The 17,620-nt window shown below is 71.3% G+C and carries 16 protein-coding genes; 15 read left to right on the top strand and 1 reads right to left on the bottom strand.

The window, feature by feature from the left end; all coding sequences use genetic code 11:
- Positions 1-395 precede the first annotated feature (395 nt).
- The 6 genes from AB0F56_RS03285 to ftsH all read left to right on the top strand — a co-directional run bounded on the left by AB0F56_RS03285 (position 396) and on the right by ftsH (position 10,139).
- Complete coding sequence (locus AB0F56_RS03285; RefSeq protein WP_362003412.1) at positions 396-1,871, top strand: hypothetical protein; 1,476 nt, start codon at positions 396-398, stop codon at positions 1,869-1,871.
- 346 nt (positions 1,872-2,217) lie between these two features.
- Positions 2,218-3,564, top strand: a complete 1,347-nt coding sequence (locus AB0F56_RS03280; RefSeq protein ID WP_362003410.1) for an ammonium transporter — start codon at positions 2,218-2,220, stop codon at positions 3,562-3,564.
- A complete protein-coding gene (locus tag AB0F56_RS03275; protein ID WP_101390346.1) occupies positions 3,561-3,899 on the top strand; it encodes a P-II family nitrogen regulator in 339 nt (112 codons plus the stop codon). The genes AB0F56_RS03280 and AB0F56_RS03275 overlap by 4 nt, the downstream gene beginning before the upstream one ends.
- A 26-nt stretch (positions 3,900-3,925) precedes the next feature.
- Positions 3,926-6,385, top strand: a complete 2,460-nt coding sequence (locus AB0F56_RS03270) for a [protein-PII] uridylyltransferase (RefSeq protein WP_362003408.1) — start codon at positions 3,926-3,928, stop codon at positions 6,383-6,385.
- 124 nt (positions 6,386-6,509) lie between these two features.
- Positions 6,510-8,063, top strand: coding sequence for a signal recognition particle protein (gene ffh, locus AB0F56_RS03265; RefSeq protein ID WP_362003406.1), 1,554 nt, complete (start codon positions 6,510-6,512; stop codon positions 8,061-8,063).
- Between the two features lie 150 nt (positions 8,064-8,213).
- Positions 8,214-10,139: an ATP-dependent zinc metalloprotease FtsH gene (gene ftsH, locus AB0F56_RS03260; protein ID WP_362003404.1), complete on the top strand. Its 1,926-nt coding sequence runs from the start codon at positions 8,214-8,216 to the stop codon at positions 10,137-10,139.
- A 42-nt stretch (positions 10,140-10,181) separates the two neighbouring features.
- Here the strand turns inward: ftsH and AB0F56_RS03255 are convergent, their stop codons facing one another.
- Positions 10,182-10,931, bottom strand: a complete 750-nt coding sequence (locus AB0F56_RS03255; protein ID WP_362003403.1) for a class I SAM-dependent methyltransferase — start codon at positions 10,929-10,931, stop codon at positions 10,182-10,184.
- Positions 10,932-11,316: 385 nt separating this feature from the next.
- Here AB0F56_RS03255 and AB0F56_RS03250 point away from each other — a divergent pair, with 385 nt between their 5' ends.
- From AB0F56_RS03250 to lepB (AB0F56_RS03210), 9 genes are all read left to right on the top strand, one after another.
- Positions 11,317-11,910, top strand: coding sequence for a hypothetical protein (locus tag AB0F56_RS03250; protein WP_362003401.1), 594 nt, complete (start codon positions 11,317-11,319; stop codon positions 11,908-11,910).
- A gap of 179 nt (positions 11,911-12,089) precedes the next feature.
- On the top strand, positions 12,090-12,533 hold the full coding sequence (gene rpsP, locus AB0F56_RS03245; protein WP_362003399.1) for a 30S ribosomal protein S16: 444 nt from the start codon (positions 12,090-12,092) through the stop codon (positions 12,531-12,533).
- A 2-nt stretch (positions 12,534-12,535) separates the two neighbouring features.
- A complete protein-coding gene (locus AB0F56_RS03240; protein WP_005311361.1) occupies positions 12,536-12,775 on the top strand; it encodes an RNA-binding protein in 240 nt (79 codons plus the stop codon).
- Between the two features lie 85 nt (positions 12,776-12,860).
- Entirely contained in the window at positions 12,861-13,412 is a 552-nt protein-coding gene (rimM, locus tag AB0F56_RS03235) for a ribosome maturation factor RimM (RefSeq protein WP_362003397.1), read from the top strand.
- Positions 13,412-14,233 carry a tRNA (guanosine(37)-N1)-methyltransferase TrmD gene (gene trmD / locus AB0F56_RS03230; protein ID WP_362003395.1) on the top strand — a complete coding sequence of 274 codons (822 nt, stop codon included), beginning with the start codon at positions 13,412-13,414 and terminating at the stop codon, positions 14,231-14,233. The genes rimM and trmD overlap by 1 nt, the downstream gene beginning before the upstream one ends.
- Before the next feature lie 129 nt (positions 14,234-14,362).
- Positions 14,363-14,713 carry a 50S ribosomal protein L19 gene (rplS, locus tag AB0F56_RS03225; RefSeq protein ID WP_362003393.1) on the top strand — a complete coding sequence of 117 codons (351 nt, stop codon included), beginning with the start codon at positions 14,363-14,365 and terminating at the stop codon, positions 14,711-14,713.
- A 71-nt stretch (positions 14,714-14,784) separates the two neighbouring features.
- A complete protein-coding gene (gene lepB, locus AB0F56_RS03220) occupies positions 14,785-15,645 on the top strand; it encodes a signal peptidase I (RefSeq protein WP_362003391.1) in 861 nt (286 codons plus the stop codon).
- Entirely contained in the window at positions 15,638-16,696 is a 1,059-nt protein-coding gene (gene lepB / locus AB0F56_RS03215; protein ID WP_362003389.1) for a signal peptidase I, read from the top strand. Before lepB (AB0F56_RS03220) ends, lepB (AB0F56_RS03215) begins: the two co-directional genes overlap by 8 nt.
- Positions 16,611-17,573, top strand: coding sequence for a signal peptidase I (gene lepB / locus AB0F56_RS03210; protein ID WP_362004019.1), 963 nt, complete (start codon positions 16,611-16,613; stop codon positions 17,571-17,573). Before lepB (AB0F56_RS03215) ends, lepB (AB0F56_RS03210) begins: the two co-directional genes overlap by 86 nt.
- Positions 17,574-17,620: the final 47 nt, after the last annotated feature.

The raw sequence follows: 17,620 nt of genomic DNA, 5'->3' as shown, positions 1-17,620 counted from the left end.
GCGCCGGTGGTTACGACCCGGAGCCCCACTGTCACGCTCCGTCGCCGGGGGTGGCGTGCGGACGCGGGCGAGGTGGTGCGGACCCCGGCGCGCGCCTGCTGGCGCTACGGTCCGCCGACTCTGGTTCGTCGCATGTCAAGTGAATCGTGTTCCGCGGCAGGCGAGTTCATTCGAAGGGGTGGCGAATGGTGGCGATTCTTGAATCCCGGTCGCGGGAGGGGTGATCGTAGGATTACTTTCGGTGCTCGAACCCTGGAGTCCTTGCGCATGTGGGTATGCCGGAGGCAACCCGCTTTCCTGTTCGAAGGAGTAGAAGCTCCAGACGGAAGCCGCAAGACACGGCATTCTGATAGGGGTTCGCGCAACAGAGTCTCGACCTGGATGGGGGCGTTCCTGTGGGCGGCAACGGCGCAGACGGTTCGACTGCCGGCAAGCGCCCGAACGAGCAGCTGAGCTCGTGGTTCGTGCGGAGCGGCTGGTCGAAGGGCGAACTGGCACGCCAAGTGAACCGCAGGGCACGCCAGATGGGCGCGCACCACATCTCCACGGACACCTCGCGCGTGCGCCGCTGGCTGGACGGCGAGCAGCCGCGCGAGCCCATCCCCCGGATCCTCTCCGAGCTGTTCTCCGAACGGTTCGGCTCGGTCGTCGCCGTCGAGGACCTCGGCCTTCGCACGGCCCACCAGGCGCCGTCCGTCTCCGGCGTCGACCTGCCCTGGGCCGGGCCCCAGACCGTCGCCCTGCTCAGTGAGTTCTCGCGCAGCGACCTCATGCTCGCCCGCCGGGGCTTCCTCGGCACCTCCCTCGCGCTCGCCGCCGGGCCCTCCCTCATCGAGCCCATGCAGCGCTGGCTCGTCCCCACCCCGGCCGGCGAACCCGCACCGCCCGAGCCGATCCCCACGGGCCACCGTCCGGGGAAGCTCTCCGCGATAGAGCTCGACCTGCTCGAATCCACCACGGCGATGTTCCGCCAGTGGGACGCCCAGTGCGGCGGCGGACTGCGCCGCAAGGCCGTCGTCGGCCAGCTCCACGAGGTCACCGACCTGCTCCAGGAGCCGCAGCCGTCCGCCACCGCCCAGCGCCTCTTCCGGTGCGCGGCCGAACTGGCCGAGCTGGCCGGGTGGATGAGCTACGACGTGGGCCTGCAGCCCACCGCCCAGAAGTACTTCGTCCTCGCCCTGCACGCCGCGAAGGAGGCCGGGGACAAGCCCCTCGGCTCGTACATCCTGTCCTCGATGAGCCGCCAGATGATCCACCTCGGCCGGCCCGACGACGCCCTCGAACTCATCCACCTCGCCCAGTACGGCAGTCGCGACTGCGCCACCCCGCGCACCCAGGCCATGCTGTATGCGATGGAGGCCCGCGCCTACGCCAACATGGGCCAGCCCTCCAAGTGCAAGCGGGCCGTGCGGATGGCCGAGGACACCTTCGCCGACGTCGGCCTCGACGGCGAGCCCGAGCCCGACTGGATCCGCTTCTTCTCCGAGGCCGAGCTCAACGGCGAGAACTCGCACTCCTACCGCGACCTCGCCTACGTCGCCGGCCGCTCCCCGACCTACGCCTCGCTCGCCGAGCCCGTCATGGAGCGCGCCGTCTCCCTCTTCGAGAAGGACTCCGAGCACCAGCGTTCGTACGCACTCAACCTCATCGGCATGGCGACCGTGCACCTCCTCAAGCGCGAGCCCGAGCAGTCGGCCGTCCTCGTCGAGAAGGCGCTCGGCGTCGCCAAGAGCGTCCGCTCCGAGCGGGTCAACACCCGGCTGCGCAAGACCGTCGACACCGCCGCCCGCGACTTCCGCGACGTCGCCGAGGTCGTCCAGCTCACCGACCGGCTCACCGCCCTGCTCCCCGAGACGGCCGAGGCCGTCTGACCCCACCGGCCCGGCCCAGGGCCCCGCACACTCCGGCCGCGACAGCGCTCCCGTACTGCCCGACTCGGCTCCCCCGCCGCCAGGACACCAGGGACCGCCTGTCGCGGCCGGTTTTTCGCGTTCCCCCGGGCCACCGCGCGCACCGTACGCGCGTTACACGTCCGTGACCCAGGCGTTCACAGTCGCGTAACACGTCCCACCCCTTCGTCACTGCGGCGAAACATCGTGCGGCATCGGCGGAAACCGCGCTGCGCGAATCTCTGGCGCATAACCGGCCACCCCTCATGGCCAAAGCCGCTCTCCGGCCCCGCCCCGCACAGGCCGTACCGACGACGAGGAGACGCCGATGGCACCAGCCATCACGACCCTGGCCGCAGACGCCCCCGAGCTGTCTGCCGCCAACACCGGGTTCATGCTCATCTGCTCCGCCCTGGTCATGCTGATGACCCCGGCACTCGCCTTCTTCTACGGAGGCATGGTCCGCGTCAAGTCCACCCTCAACATGCTGATGATGAGCTTCATCAGCCTCGGGATCGTCACGATCCTGTGGGTGCTCTACGGCTTCAGCCTCGCCTTCGGCACCGACTCCGGATCGATCATCGGCTGGTCCTCCGACTACGTCGGCCTCAGCGGCATCGGCGTCACCGAGCTGTGGGACGGCTACACCATCCCGGTGTACGTCTTCGCCGTCTTCCAGCTGATGTTCGCGATCCTCACGCCCGCCCTGATCAGCGGCGCGCTCGCCGACCGGGTCAAGTTCACCGCCTGGGCCCTGTTCATCGCCCTGTGGGTCACCGTCGTCTACTTCCCGGTCGCGCACTGGGTCTGGGGCGCCGGCGGCTGGCTCTTCGAGATGGGCGTCATCGACTTCGCCGGCGGTACGGCCGTCCACATCAACGCCGGTGCCGCGGCCCTCGGCGTCATCCTCGTCATCGGCAAGCGCGTCGGTTTCAAGAAGGACCCGATGCGCCCGCACAGCCTCCCGCTGGTGATGCTCGGCGCCGGTCTGCTCTGGTTCGGCTGGTTCGGCTTCAACGCCGGCTCGTGGCTCGGCAACGACGACGGCGTCGGCGCGGTCATGTTCGTCAACACGCAGGTCGCCACCGCCGCCGCCATGCTCGCCTGGCTCGGTTACGAGAAGCTCCGCCACGGCTCCTTCACCACCCTGGGCGCCGCCTCCGGCGCCGTCGCGGGCCTCGTCGCCATCACCCCGTCCGGCGGCTCCTGCTCGCCGCTCGGCGCGATCGCCATCGGTGCCATCGCCGGTCTGCTGTGCGCCATGGCCGTCGGCCTGAAGTACAAGTTCGGCTACGACGACTCCCTCGACGTCATCGGCGTCCACCTCGTCGGCGGTGTAGTCGGCTCCCTGCTCGTCGGTTTCTTCGCCACCGGCGGCGTCCAGTCCGACGCCAAGGGCCTCTTCTACGGCGGCGGCCTGGAGCAGCTCGGCAAGCAGGCCATCGGCGTCGCCGCCGTCCTCGCCTACTCTCTGATCGCCTCCGCGATCCTCGCGCTCCTCATCGACAAGACGATGGGCATGAGGGTCAGCGAGGACGACGAGGTCTCCGGCATCGACCAGGTCGAGCACGCCGAGACCGCGTACGACTTCAGCGGAGCCGGCGGCGGCGCGTCCTCGCGCTCCACCGCCGCCCCCGCCCCCGCCGTCACGGAGAACAAGAAGGTGGACGCATGAAGCTCATCACCGCCGTCGTGAAGCCGCACAGGCTGGACGAGATCAAGGAGGCCCTGCAGGCCTTCGGAGTCCAGGGCCTCACGGTCACCGAGGCCAGCGGATACGGCCGCCAGCGCGGCCACACCGAGGTCTACCGCGGTGCCGAGTACACCGTCGACCTCGTCCCGAAGATCCGGATCGAGGTCCTGGTCGAGGACGACGACGCCGAACAGCTCATCGATGTCGTGGTCAAGGCTGCCCGAACCGGCAAGATCGGGGACGGCAAGGTGTGGAGCGTGCCGGTCGAGACGGCCGTACGGGTCCGCACCGGCGAACGCGGTCCGGACGCACTGTAGACACGGGGCACGTAAGGAGCTGCTGGGTGACGACCGTCGACACGAGTACGCGAGCGGAAGACTCGGGACCCAGCGGATACGCGGCGGCCCGGCTGCGCCTTCTCACCGAGAAGGCGCAGTCCGGGCCGCCGCGCCGTGCCGCCCTGGCCCGGCTCACCGACGACTGGCTGACCGGACTCTTCACCGCCGCCAAGCCGCCACGAGGGGTGGCGCTCGTCGCCGTCGGCGGCTACGGGCGCGGTGAACTCTCCCCGCGCAGCGACCTCGACCTGCTCCTGCTGCACGACGGCAGCGCCGACGCGGGCGCGATCGCCACGCTCGCCGACCGGATCTGGTACCCGGTCTGGGACCTGGGCCTCGCCCTGGACCACTCCGTCCGCACCCCCGCAGAGGCCCTGAAGACGGCCGGGGACGACCTCAAGGTCCACCTCGGCCTCCTCGACGCCCGGCCGGTCGCCGGCGACCTCGGGCTCGTCGCCGCGCTGCGGACCGCCGTCCTCGCCGACTGGCGCAACCAGGCCCCCAAGCGGCTGCCCGAACTCGACGCCCTCTGCCGCGAGCGCGCCGAGCGCATGGGGGAGCTCCAGTTCCTCCTCGAACCCGACCTCAAGGAGGCCAGGGGAGGGCTCCGCGACGCCCAGGTCCTGCGCGCCGTGGCCGCCTCCTGGCTCGCCGACGCACCCCGCGAGGGCCTGGACGGCGCCCGCCGCCGCCTCCTCGACACCCGCGACGCCCTGCACCTCGCCACCGGACGGGCCACCGACCGGCTCGCCCTCCAGGAGCAGGACGCCGTCGCCGAGGAGCTGGGCCTCCTCGACGCCGACACCCTGCTGCGCGAGGTCTACGAAGCGGCGCGGATCATCGCGTACGCCGGTGACGTCACCTGGCGCGAGGTCAACCGGGTCCTGAAGGCCCGCTCCGCCCGCCCCCGGTTCCGCGGCCTCCTCGGCGGCCGCTCCGGCCGTACCGGTGGCCCGAAGCCGCCGATCGAGCGCACCCCGCTCGCCGAGGGCGTCGTGGAGATGGACGGCGAGGTCGTCCTCGCGCTGAGCGCCAAACCCGACCGCGACCCGGTGCTCCCGCTGCGCGCCGCCGCCGCGGCCGCCCAGTCCGGCCTCCCGCTCTCCCTGCACGCCGTACGCCGCCTGGCCGCCGACACCGCCCCGTTGCCCGTGCCCTGGCCGGCCGAGGCGCGCGAGGAGCTGGTCACCCTGCTCGGCGCGGGGGAGTCCACCGTGCCCGTCTGGGAGGCCCTGGAGGCCGAAGGCCTCGTCTCCCGGCTCCTGCCCGACTGGGAGCGGGTCCGCTGCCGGCCCCAGCGCAACCCCGTCCACACCTGGACCGTCGACCGGCACCTCGTGGAGACCGCCGTCCGGGCCTCCTCGCTCACCCGCCGGGTCGGCCGGCCCGACCTGCTGCTCGTCGCCGCCCTGCTGCACGACATCGGCAAGGGCTGGCCCGGCGACCACTCCGTGGCCGGGGAGACCATCGCCCGCGACGTCGCCGCCCGGATCGGCTTCGACCAGGCCGACGTGGGCGTCCTCGCCACCGTCGTACGCCACCACCTGCTGCTCGTCGAGACCGCCACCCGGCGCGACCTGGACGACCCCGCGACCGTACGGTCCGTGGCCTCCGCCGTCCGGACACCGGGCGCGCTCGAACTGCTCCACGCCCTCACCGAGGCCGACGCGCTCGCCACCGGACCCGCCGCCTGGTCCACCTGGCGGGCCTCGCTCGTCGCCGACCTCGTCAAACGCGTGGGCGCCGTCCTCGCGGGGGAGCCCGCCCCGGAGCCGGAACCGGCCGCGCCCAGCGCCGAACAGGAACGGCTCGCGATCGAGGCGCTGCGCACCGGGGAGCCGGTCCTCGCCCTGCACACCCAGTCGGAGGCCGCCCCCGAGGACGGCGCGCCGGAGCCCGTCGGTGTCGAGCTGCTCCTCGCCCTGCCCGACCAGCCGGGGGTCCTGCCCGCCGCGGCCGGGGTCCTGGCCCTGCACCGCCTGACCGTGCGCGCCGCCGACCTGCGCGCCGTCGAACTCCCCACCGAGCTCGGCCCCTGTGCCGTCCTGGTCCTGAACTGGCGCGTCGCCGCCGCGTACGGGTCCCTGCCGCAGGCCACCCGGCTCCGCGCGGACCTCGTCCGGGCCCTCGACGGCAGCCTCGACATCCCGGCCCGCCTCGCCGAACGTGACGCCGCCCACCCGAGGCGGCGCGGGGTCACAGCCCCGCCACCCCGGGTCACGGTCGCCCCGGCCGGCTCCCGGCTCGCGACCGTCATCGAGGTCCGCGCCCAGGACGCCCCGGGCCTGCTGCACCGGATCGGCCGGGCTCTGGAGGGCGCGGACGTCCGGGTCAGGAGCGCGCACGTCTCGACGCTTGGCGCGAACGCCGTGGACACGCTGTACGTGACCCGTCCCGACGGCTCCCTGCTCTCCGACGAGGAGGCGGCTGACCTGGCGAAGGCCCTGGAGGGCGCGCTGCGGTGAGAGCCCCTCCGGAGGGGCCTGGTTCCCGCCCGTTTCGACGGGCGGGGGCACGTACTTCGACGAGGCAGATACCCTTGAGGGCAATCCGTCCGCCTGCCCCCGACACCGAGGATCCGCGACCGCCGTGTTCGATACCCTCTCCGACCGCCTCGCAGCGACATTCAAGAACCTCCGGGGCAAGGGCCGCCTGTCCGAGGCGGACATCGACGCCACCGCGCGCGAGATCCGTATCGCCCTGCTCGAGGCGGATGTCGCCCTGCCTGTCGTCCGGGCGTTCATCAAGCAGGTCAAGGAGCGGGCCACCGGCGCCGAGGTCTCCCAGGCGCTGAACCCCGCCCAGCAGGTCATCAAGATCGTCAACGAGGAGCTCATCGGCATCCTCGGCGGCGAGACCCGCAGGCTGCGCTTCGCCAAGACCGCGCCGACCGTGATCATGCTCGCCGGTCTCCAGGGTGCCGGTAAGACCACCCTCGCCGGAAAGCTCGGTCTCTGGCTCAAGAGCCAGGGCCACTCCCCGCTGCTCGTCGCCTGTGACCTCCAGCGCCCCAACGCCGTCACCCAGCTCGGCGTCGTCGCCGAGCGCGCGGGCGTGGCGTTCTACGGCCCGCAGCCTGGCAACGGCGTCGGTGACCCGGTCCAGGTCGCGAAGGACTCGATCGAGTACGCGCGGACCAAGATGTACGACGTCGTGATCGTCGACACCGCCGGTCGCCTCGGCATCGACCAGGAGCTGATGCAGCAGGCCGCGGACATCCGCGACGCCGTCAGCCCCGACGAGGTTCTCTTCGTCGTCGACGCCATGATCGGTCAGGACGCGGTCAACACCGCCGAGGCCTTCCGCGACGGTGTCGGCTTCGACGGCGTCGTGCTCTCCAAGCTCGACGGCGACGCCCGCGGCGGTGCCGCGCTCTCCATCGCGCACGTCACCGGCCGCCAGATCATGTTCGCCTCCAACGGCGAGAAGCTGGACGAGTTCGACGCGTTCCACCCGGACCGCATGGCGTCCCGCATCCTCGGCATGGGCGACATGCTCTCGCTCATCGAGAAGGCCGAGCAGACCTTCAGCCAGGAAGAGGCCGCCAAGATGGCCTCCAAGCTGGCGTCCAAGAAGGGCCAGGAGTTCACGCTCGACGACTTCCTCGCCCAGATGGAACAGGTCCGCAAGATGGGCTCCATCTCCAAGCTGCTCGGGATGCTCCCCGGCATGGCGCAGATGAAGGAGCAGATCAACAACATCGACGAGCGGGACGTCGACCGCACGGCCGCGATCATCAAGTCGATGACCCCGGGCGAGCGCCACGACCCGACCATCATCAACGGCTCCCGCCGCGCCCGTATCGCCAAGGGCTCCGGCGTCGAGGTCAGCGCGGTGAAGGGGCTCGTCGAGCGGTTCTTCGAGGCCCGCAAGATGATGTCCCGCATGGCCCAGGGCGGCGGCATGCCGGGCATGCCCGGGATCCCGGGCATGGGCGGCGGCCCCGGCCGGCAGAAGAAGCAGGTCAAGCAGGCCAAGGGCAAGCGCAAGAGCGGCAACCCGATGAAGCGCAAGGCCGAGGAGGAGGCCGCCCAGGCCCGCCGCGAGCAGGGGCAGCAGGGCGGCGCGTTCGGCCTGCCGGCGGCCGGGCAGGGCCCGGGCGACTTCGAGCTGCCGGACGAGTTCAAGAAGTTCATGGGCTGACGCCCGTCGAGCAGTCGTACGTGAAGGGGCCCGGGGCGGTGCGAAACCGCCCCGGGCCCCTTTTCACTCCTCCGTACCGCCCGAAATGCCGGGATCGGACGCCCTCTCGATACTGGGGGCCGGGCCTGACGTCGGTATGAGGAGAGCAGCGTGCCCAACTCCGTACCCCCGCGCGACCGGACCGACCAGCCCTGGCGCTCTGAGGGGGCGCCGCCGCCCCCGCCGGCGAAGAAGAAGATGCCCGGCGGCTGGGGCGGCCTCATCCTCACCGCCCTCGTCGTCTATCTGCTCGCCAACCTCGTGCTGTCGTTCTTCAACCGGGGCGACGAGCCGACGATCTCGTACACCGAGTTCAGCAAGCAGGTGAACGCCGGCAACGTCACCAAGATCTACTCCAAGGGCGACGCCATCCAGGGCGAGCTGAAGAACAAACAGCCGCTGCCCAACGGGGACAAGGGCGACTACAGCAAGTTCGTCACCCAGCGGCCCGCCTTCGCCGACGACAACCTCTGGGGCGAGCTGACCTCGAAGGGCGTCACCGTCACCGCCGAGCCGGTCGTCCAGGAGCGCAGCTTCCTCGCCAACCTGCTGATCTCGCTCGCCCCGATGCTGCTCCTCGTCGTCCTGTGGATCTTCATCGCCCGCCGGATGAGCTCCGGGATGGGCGGCGCGGGCGGCATGCTCGGCCGCAAGGCCCCGCCCAAGCCGGTGGAGCTGGTGGCGGGGGAGCAGCGCACCACCTTCGAGGACGTGGCCGGCATCGACGAGGTCGAGGGTGAGCTCAACGATGTCGTCGACTTCCTGAAGAACCCTTCCGCCTACCGCGACATGGGCGCCAAGATGCCGCGCGGCGTGCTCCTCGCCGGTCCGCCCGGCACCGGCAAGACCCTGCTCGCGCGGGCGGTCGCGGGCGAGGCGGGGGTGCCGTTCTTCTCCGCCTCGGCCTCGGAGTTCATCGAGATGATCGTCGGCGTCGGCGCCTCGCGGGTACGGGAACTCTTCGCCGAGGCCCGCAAGGTGGCCCCGGCGATCATCTTCATCGACGAGATCGACACCATCGGCCGGGCGCGCGGCGGCGGCTCGGGCATGGGCGGCCACGACGAGCGCGAGCAGACGCTCAATCAGATCCTGACCGAGATGGACGGCTTCACCGGCTCCGAGGGCGTCATCGTCCTCGCCGCCACCAACCGCGCCGACGTCCTCGACCCGGCGCTGACCCGGCCCGGCCGTTTCGACCGGATCGTGCACGTCAACCCGCCCGATCGCGGGGGCCGTGAGGCGATCCTCAAGATCCACACCCGGGACATCCCGCTCGCCCAGGACGTCGACCTGGTCCAGGTCGCCCGCACGACCCCGGGGATGACCGGCGCCGAACTGGCCAACCTCGCCAACGAGGCCGCCCTCCTCGCCGTCAAGCGGCGCCAGAAGGAGGTGACCCGGTCCGACCTGTCCGACGCCCTGGAGAAGGTCCAGCTCGGCGCGGAACGGCCGCTGGTGATGCCGGAGGAGGAACGGCGCCGCACCGCGTACCACGAGAGCGGCCACGCCCTGCTCGGCATGCTCCAGCCCGGCGCCGACCCGGTCCGCAAGATCACCATCGTCCCGCGCGGCCGGGCCCTCGGCGTCACGCTCTCGACGCCGGACGCCGACAAGTACGCGTACACGGAGGAGTACCTGCGCGGCCGGATCATCGGCGCGCTCGGCGGGATGGCCGCCGAGCAGGTCGTCTACGGGGTCGTGACCACCGGCTCCGAGAGCGACCTGGAACAGGTCACCAACATCGCGCGCGGCATGGCCGGCCGCTGGGGCATGAGCGAACGCGTCGGCCGCCTCACCGCCATCCCCGGCGACGCCCAGCAGGCGTACGGCCTCTCCGCGGCCCCCGCGACCCTCGACATGGTCGCGGAGGAGATGCGCCGCATCGTCGACGAGTGCTACGAGAGCGCGATCCGCCAACTCCGCGAGAACCGCGACAAACTCGACGCCCTCGCGACCGCCCTGCTGGCCAACGAGACCCTGGAAGAGGAAGCCGCGTACCGAGCGGCGGGCATCACCCGCCTGACAAAGGAGGGTTAGGGCGCCTCTCGGTACCTACCCGGTGAGGGCGCCTCGCGGCGCCTACGGCACCCGGGCGATCTGGTACCGGAAGACGTTCGGCATCCAGACCGTGCCGTCGCTGCGGACGTACGGGTGCAGGGCCTCCGCGATCTCCTTCTCGACCTGGGACGGGTCCGTCGCGCGGACCGCCGCGTCGAAGTCGCCCGTCGACATCAGCCCCCGTACCGCGCTGTCCTGGTCCGCGTAGCCGAACGGGCACGACACCCGCCCCGAGCCGTCCGGCTTCAGGCCGGCTTGCGCCACCACGTCCTCCAGGTCCTCGCCGAAGCCCGGCCTGCTCCCCGCGAGCCGCGCGGCGACCCGCAGGACCGACGAGGTCGCGCACCGCTCCGGCGGCCCCCAGCCCGCCAGCACGACCGCCGCGCCGGGTTGAGCCAAAGGAGTGACGGCCGCGAGCGCCCGCCCCAGACCGGTCGAGGTGTGGAACGCCGTCACGAGGTCGTACGGAGTACGGGACGGATCGCCCGCGTCCGCGGGATCGCCCTCCACGAGCGCGTGCCCCGCCCCCTCCGGCATCCGCTCCCGGGCCAGCTCCACGCGCGCGCGGTCCCGGTCCACGCCGGTCACCCGCGCCCCGCGCGAGGCCGCCATCAGCAGCGCGAGCCCCGAGCCGCAGCCGAGCCCCAGGACCCGGCAGCCGGGGCCCACGTCGAGCCGGTCGTACACCGCCTCGTAGAGCGGTACGAGCATGCGTTCCTGGATCTCGGCCCAGTCGCGCGCGGGGTGGTGCGGGACGAGCGTAGGTGTCATGGAAAGCGCCCCAATCAGTTGCCTGGTCGACAGCCCCCGTGTACGTGCGCCCACATCCCCCCGTATGTCAGGGAACTGCCGATCCGTGCCCGCGTCCAGTGCTCGCGCCGGACCACTTCCGCCGTCCGGGTGGGGCCGGTGCGCCGCCTTGACCCACGACCCGGTACTGTCCCTGCGTCGACCCCGGGGGCGCGCAGGAGCTCTCTCCGCGCGCCGGGGCGTATGCGCCGCTACGCACCAGCTTGCAGCGGGCTGTCGCGACTTCTCCGCAGATCTGCGCACTGACCCTCGTCCGGACGCATCAATGCCAACTGACGGGTACGTGCAAAATATTTGGGATGCCCCGGAATGGAACCCGGGGGCGAGTCGGCTCGTTGTACGCGACGTGAGCACGACACCACCTGTTCTCGCCGCAGAGCTGGCACAGGCGTGGGCCGACATTCAGCGGCACCACCCCGAACTGCCGGATCTTGCCGCGCCCGAGTCCCTGATCGGAGAGTCCTCGTCCGCCTGCGGCGCCGAACTCTCCTTCGAACGACTGCTCCACGAGGCAGTCCACGGCATCGCCGCCGCCCGAGGAGTCCGCGACACCTCACGCGCCGGCCGCTACCACAACCGCAGATTCCTCGCGATCGCCGAGGAGATGGGCCTGGACCACCCCGAGGAGCCGCACGCCAGCAGCGGCTTCTCCCTGGTCACGCTCAACCCCGAGGCGAAGCGGCGGTACCGGCCCACGATCGAGCGGCTCCAGCGCGCGCTCAAGGCCCACACCGTCGCGACGGCCGCGGACACCAAGCGCTCCTTCCGCGGCCCCGCCGCCCGTCACGGCTCCTCCGGCGGCGGCGTGCGCGTGAAGGCCGTCTGCGACTGCGGGCGGAACGTGCGCGTGGTCCCCTCGGTGCTCGCCCAGGCGCCCATCGTCTGCGGCGGCTGCGGCAAGCCCTTCCGCATCCCGGAAACAGCGGGCGTGGCGGGCTGACCCCCGACCCGCCCGGGTCAGGGGCGCCACGGTCGTGTGGCACAATGGCTAGCTGTACTCGACAGTCGCATAGGACCCCTCTCTCCTCCGGCTGACGCGTCCATCGGGCACCCGAGTACCGCAACCCCACGTGGCATCTCATGTGCCCAACCACGTCAAGACCAGGAGACACCACTCCAGTGGCAGTCAAGATCAAGCTCAAGCGCCTCGGCAAGATTCGCCAGCCGCACTACCGCATCGTCGTCGCCGACTCCCGCACCCGCCGGGACGGTCGTGCGATCGAGGAGATCGGTCTGTACCACCCGACGTACAACCCGTCGAAGATCGAGGTCGACTCGGACCGCGCGCAGTACTGGCTGTCCGTCGGCGCCCAGCCGACCGAGCCCGTCCTCGCCATCCTGAAGCTCACCGGCGACTGGCAGAAGCACAAGGGCCTGCCGGCCCCGGCGCCGCTGCTGCAGCCGGCGACCAAGGAGGACAAGCGCGCCTCCTTCGACGCGTTCGCCAAGACCCTCGAGGGCGACGACGCCAAGGGTGAGGCCATCACCCCGAAGGCGAAGAAGGCCGACAAGAAGGCGGACGAGGCCGAGGCGGCCGCGTCCACCGAGTCGACCGAGGCCTGAGCATGCTCGAGGAGGCTCTCGAGCACCTCGTGAAGGGCATCGTCGACAACCCCGACGACGTGCAGGTCGCCTCGCGCAACCTGCGTCGTGGGCGCGTGCTTGAGGTCCGGGTCCACCCCGACGACCTCGGCAAGGTGATCGGCCGCAACGGCCGCACCGCGCGTGCGCTGCGTACCGTCGTGGGCGCCATCGGCGGCCGTGGCATCCGGGTCGACCTCGTCGACGTGGACCAGGTCCGCTGAGCAAGTTGGACACACCGGCACGGGCCGGGGAGGGCCTTCGGGTCCACCCCGGCCCGTCGTCGTCGGATCAGGAGAGAATGAAGACGTGCAGTTGGTAGTCGCGCGGGTCGGCCGCGCCCACGGCATCAAGGGCGAGGTCACCGTCGAGGTACGGACCGACGAGCCCGAGCTGAGGCTCAGCCCCGGAGCGGTCCTGGCCACCGATCCGGCCTCCGCGGGCCCCCTGACCATCGAGATCGGGCGCGTGCACAGCGGCCGCCTCCTGCTCCGCTTCGAGGGCGTACGCGACCGGACCGGGGCCGAGGCCCTCCGTAACACCCTGCTCATCGCCGACGTCGACCCCGACGAGCTTCCGGCGGAGGAGGACGAGTACTACGACCACCAGCTCATGGACCTGGACGTCGTGCTGGCCGACGGCACCGAGATCGGCCGGATCACCGAGATCTCGCACCTGCCGTCCCAGGACCTCTTCATCGTCGAGCGGCCCGACGGCACCGAGCTGATGATCCCGTTCGTCGAGGACATCGTCACCGAGATCGACCTGGAGCAGCAGCGCGCCGTCATCGACCCGCCGCCCGGGCTCATCGACGACCGCGCCGAGATCGTCTCCTCCCGCGACGACGAGGACGCGTCCTGATGCGGCTCGACGTCGTCACGATCTTCCCCGAGTACCTGGAGCCGCTGAACGTCTCCCTGGTCGGCAAGGCACGCGCGCGTGGACAGCTCGACGTCCACGTCCACGACCTGCGGGAGTGGACCTACGACCGGCACAACACGGTCGACGACACCCCCTACGGCGGCGGCCCCGGCATGGTCATGAAGACCGAGCCCTGGGGCGAGGCCCTCGACCAGACCCTCGCCGACGGCTTCGAGGCGGGCGCCCACGGCCCCGTCCTCGTCGTCCCCACCCCCAGCGGACGCCCCTTCACCCAGGAACTCGCCGTCGAGCTCTCCGAGCGCCCCTGGCTGATCTTCACGCCCGCCCGCTACGAGGGCATCGACCGCCGCGTCATGGACGAGTACGCCACCCGGATGCCGGTCTACGAGGTCTCCATCGGCGACTACGTGCTGGCCGGCGGGGAGGCCGCCGTCCTGGTGGTCACCGAGGCCGTGGCGCGGCTGCTGCCCGGGGTCCTCGGCAACGCCGAGTCCCACCGCGACGACTCCTTCGCGCCCGGCGCCATGGCCAACCTCCTCGAGGGCCCCGTCTACACCAAGCCCCCCGAGTGGCGCGGCCGCGCCATCCCCGACGTGCTCGTCAGCGGGCACCACGGGAAGATCGCGCGCTGGCGCCGCGACGAGGCCTTCCGGCGTACGGCGCTCAACCGGCCCGACCTGATCGAGCGCTGCGACCCGGCCGCCTTCGACAAGAAGGACCGCGAGATCCTCTCCATGATGGGCTGGGCCCCCGAGCCCGGCGGCCGATTTTGGCGCAGGCCCGAGGCCGTGGAAGAATAGGCCGCTGTTGTGTGCCCGACGAGCGCCCCTGCCACAGGGGGACGACGCCCGCCCGGTGCGCACGACGCTCCATCTCCTCTTCGAACGTTCCGCTGATGACCTGTGGCATCAGCGAGGAAAGAGACCACCATGGCCTCCCTGCTCGACTCGGTCAACGCGGCTTCGCTCCGCACCGACCTCCCCGCCTTCCGTCCCGGCGACACCGTGAACGTCCACGTGCGCGTCATCGAGGGCAACCGCTCCCGTATCCAGCAGTTCAAGGGCGTCGTCATCCGCCGCCAGGGCTCGGGCGTCAGCGAGTCCTTCACGGTCCGCAAGGTCTCGTTCTCCGTCGGCGTCGAGCGCACCTTCCCGGTGAACAGCCCGATCTTCGAGAAGATCGAGCTCGTCAGCCGCGGTGACGTCCGTCGCGCCAAGCTCTACTACCTGCGTGAGCTGCGCGGCAAGGCTGCCAAGATCAAGGAGAAGCGCGACAACTGAGCTCCGGCTCACCGATCGCGCGGGGCTTCGGAGCACTGACTCACAGGGCGGCCGGATAGGCTCTGCCCTCGATGGACACCGAAGCACAGCACACGGAGCGCGACCGCTCCTCCGGGATGGAGGAGCGGTCGCGCTCCGTGCGTATATCCGGGCAGGACGGGCAGCAGGGCGGGCCCGTCGATGGGCCCGCCGAAGCCGACGAGCGGCCGGTCGAGTCCGCCACCGAGCCCGACGAGCGGTCCGAGACCGTCGCCGACCGCTTCGGCGTGTCCTGGCGGCGCACCGGGGTCATCGGCGCCCTCTGCGTCGTCTTCGTGCTGCTCCTGAGCCACTTCGTGCTGCAGCCCTTCCTGATCCCCAGCCGCTCCATGGAGCCGACGCTCCAGGTCGGGGACCGGATCCTGGTGAACAAGCTGGCGTACCGTTTCGGCGACCAGCCGCAGCGGGGCGACGTTGTCGTCTTCGACGGCACCGGCTCCTTCGTCCAGCAGGCCCCCGAGGAAGACCCGGTCACCGGGCTCCTGCACGGCGCGGCGGCGGCCCTCGGGCTCGCCGAACCCGCCGAGACGGACTTCGTGAAGCGGGTCGTGGGCGTCGGCGGCGACCGCGTCGTCTGCTGCGACAAGAACGGCCGGCTGACCGTCAACGGCGTGCCCGTCGAGGAGTGGTACGTCCAGATGGGTGACGCGCCCTCCAAGGTTCCTTTCGACATCGTGGTGCCGCAGGGCACCCTGTGGGTGATGGGCGACCACCGCAGCCAGTCGAGCGACTCCCGCGACCACCTCGGTCAGCCGGGCGGCGGCATGGTGCCCGTCGAGCGGGTGATCGGGCGCGCGGACTGGATCGGCTGGCCCTTCGGCCGCTGGTCGGGAGTGCCCGAGACCGGTGCCTTCGACGCCGTACCGGCGCCCGCGGCGGGCGGCCATGGGTAACCGGGGGAGGGCCGGCGGGCATCGCGCAGACACCCGGCTGCCCACCGGCACACGGCCCACGGAAGGCGGCCGTCCGCTGCCCGGGCGCGCCGAGCGGCGCAGGCTCGCCCGCAAGGTCAAGCGGCGCCGGCAGCGGTCGGCGATCAAGGAGGTCCCGCTCCTGATCACCGTGGCGGTGCTGATCGCGCTCGTCCTGAAGACCTTCCTCGTCCAGGCGTTCGTCATCCCGTCCGGCTCGATGGAGCAGACGATCCGGATCGACGACCGGGTCGTGGTCGACAAACTCACGCCCTGGTTCGGCGCCACGCCCGCGCGCGGCGACGTCGTCGTCTTCAAGGACCCCGGCAACTGGCTCCAGGACACCCCGGCGCCCGCCGACGACCCCGTCGGCGTGAAGCAGATCAAGCAGGCTCTGACGTTCATCGGGCTGCTGCCCTCGGCCGACGACCAGGACCTGATCAAGCGGGTGGTGGCGGTCGGCGGCGACACCGTCGCCTGCTGCGGCGCGGACGGGAAGGTCACGGTCAACGGCGTGCCGCTGGAGGAACCGTATCTGCACCCGGGGAACGCGCCCTCGAAGATCAAGTTCCAGGTGAAGGTCCCCGAGGGCCGGATCTTCGTCCTGGGCGACCACCGCTCGGACTCCGCCGACTCGCGCTACCACCTGGACGAGAAGGACCGCGGAACGATCTCCGTGGACGACGTCGTCGGCCGGGCGGTCGGCATCGTCTGGCCGGTGGGCCACTGGCGCCGCCTGGAGGAGCCGGACACGTTCGCGGCCGTACCGGACGGTCGTTCGGGCGCTGTGTCCGCGAGCGGCGTGTCGCATAGTGTGTCCTCGCGGAATCTGAACGGATTGCCCTGGCTCCCGACTCCTGCGGAACTCCCGCTCGTTATGGGAGTGGTGGGCCTGTCCCTGTTCTGGGGCAGGCATGTGCACGGACTGAGGAGTGGATGTGGGGGATGTGGCCGTCGGCGCACGATCCGGACACGACGAGCCCGAGGAGAGGCCCGAGCAGCTCGCCGAGTCGTCGGTGGCCATGAGGGATGACTCCGGCGGCGGGCGTGACGCCGACCGCTCCGGCGACGACTCGGACGGTGCGGGTGACGGCGGGCAGGGCGGCGAGGCCGGCGAGGGCGACGGCGCCCCGCGGAAGCCGCGTTCCTTCTGGAAGGAACTGCCGCTCCTTATCGGCATCGCCCTGGTGCTCGCCCTGCTGATCAAGACATTCCTGGTGCAGGCGTTCTCGATCCCCTCCGACTCGATGATGAACACGCTGCAGCGTGGCGACCGGGTCCTGGTCGACAAGCTGACCCCGTGGTTCGGCTCGGAGCCGGAGCGCGGCGAGGTCGTCGTCTTCCACGACCCGGGCGGCTGGCTGGAGGGCGAGCCCACCCCGGAGCCGAACGTGCTCCAGGAGTTCCTCTCCTTCATCGGCCTGATGCCCTCGGCCGAGGAGAAGGACCTGATCAAGCGCGTCATCGCGGTGGGTGGCGACACGGTCTCCTGCAAGGAGGGCGGCAAGGTCATCCTCAACGGCAAGGCGCTGGACGAGACCTCGTACATCTACCCCGGCTCCTCGCCCTGCGGCGACAAGCCCTTCGGGCCGCTCACCGTCCCCAAGGGCAGCATCTGGGTGATGGGCGACAACCGGCAGAACTCGCTGGACTCCCGCTACCACCAGAACCTGGCGGGCGGCGGCACCGTCCCGAACGACCAGGTCGTCGGCCGCGCGGTCTTCGTGGCCTGGCCGGTCACCCGCTGGGCGACGCTGCCCGTGCCGGAGACCTTCGACCAGCCGGGGCTGAACAAGGCGCTGGCCGTGGCCCCGGGTGCGGCCGGTCTGGCCGGTGTCGGCCTGGTGGGCGCGCTCCCGCTGGTCCTGTGGCGCAGGAAGAGGCTCGCCGCTCGGCATACCGCCGAGTAGTGACGCGCGGGTAGGGTGCCGTCCCAGATCGTCGTACCGACCTTCGA

Origin of the sequence: Streptomyces sp. NPDC026092 (genome assembly GCF_040638605.1) — a bacterium.
Taxonomy (GTDB): domain Bacteria; phylum Actinomycetota; class Actinomycetes; order Streptomycetales; family Streptomycetaceae; genus Streptomyces.
This window is presented reverse-complemented; position numbering and strand designations above follow the sequence as displayed.

Excerpts from the sequence above, each read along its gene's own strand:
- AB0F56_RS03280 (WP_362003410.1), top strand. The coding sequence starts at position 2,218 with ATGGCACCAGCCATCACGACCCTGGCCGCAGACGCCCCCGAGCTGTCT.
- AB0F56_RS03275 (WP_101390346.1), top strand. The coding sequence starts at position 3,561 with ATGAAGCTCATCACCGCCGTCGTGAAGCCGCACAGGCTGGACGAGATC.
- AB0F56_RS03255 (WP_362003403.1), bottom strand. The coding sequence starts at position 10,931 with ATGACACCTACGCTCGTCCCGCACCACCCCGCGCGCGACTGGGCCGAG.
- AB0F56_RS03240 (WP_005311361.1), top strand. The coding sequence starts at position 12,536 with ATGCTCGAGGAGGCTCTCGAGCACCTCGTGAAGGGCATCGTCGACAAC.
- trmD (WP_362003395.1), top strand. The coding sequence starts at position 13,412 with ATGCGGCTCGACGTCGTCACGATCTTCCCCGAGTACCTGGAGCCGCTG.
- rplS (WP_362003393.1), top strand. The coding sequence starts at position 14,363 with ATGGCCTCCCTGCTCGACTCGGTCAACGCGGCTTCGCTCCGCACCGAC.
- lepB (WP_362003391.1), top strand. The coding sequence starts at position 14,785 with ATGGACACCGAAGCACAGCACACGGAGCGCGACCGCTCCTCCGGGATG.
- lepB (WP_362003389.1), top strand. The coding sequence starts at position 15,638 with ATGGGTAACCGGGGGAGGGCCGGCGGGCATCGCGCAGACACCCGGCTG.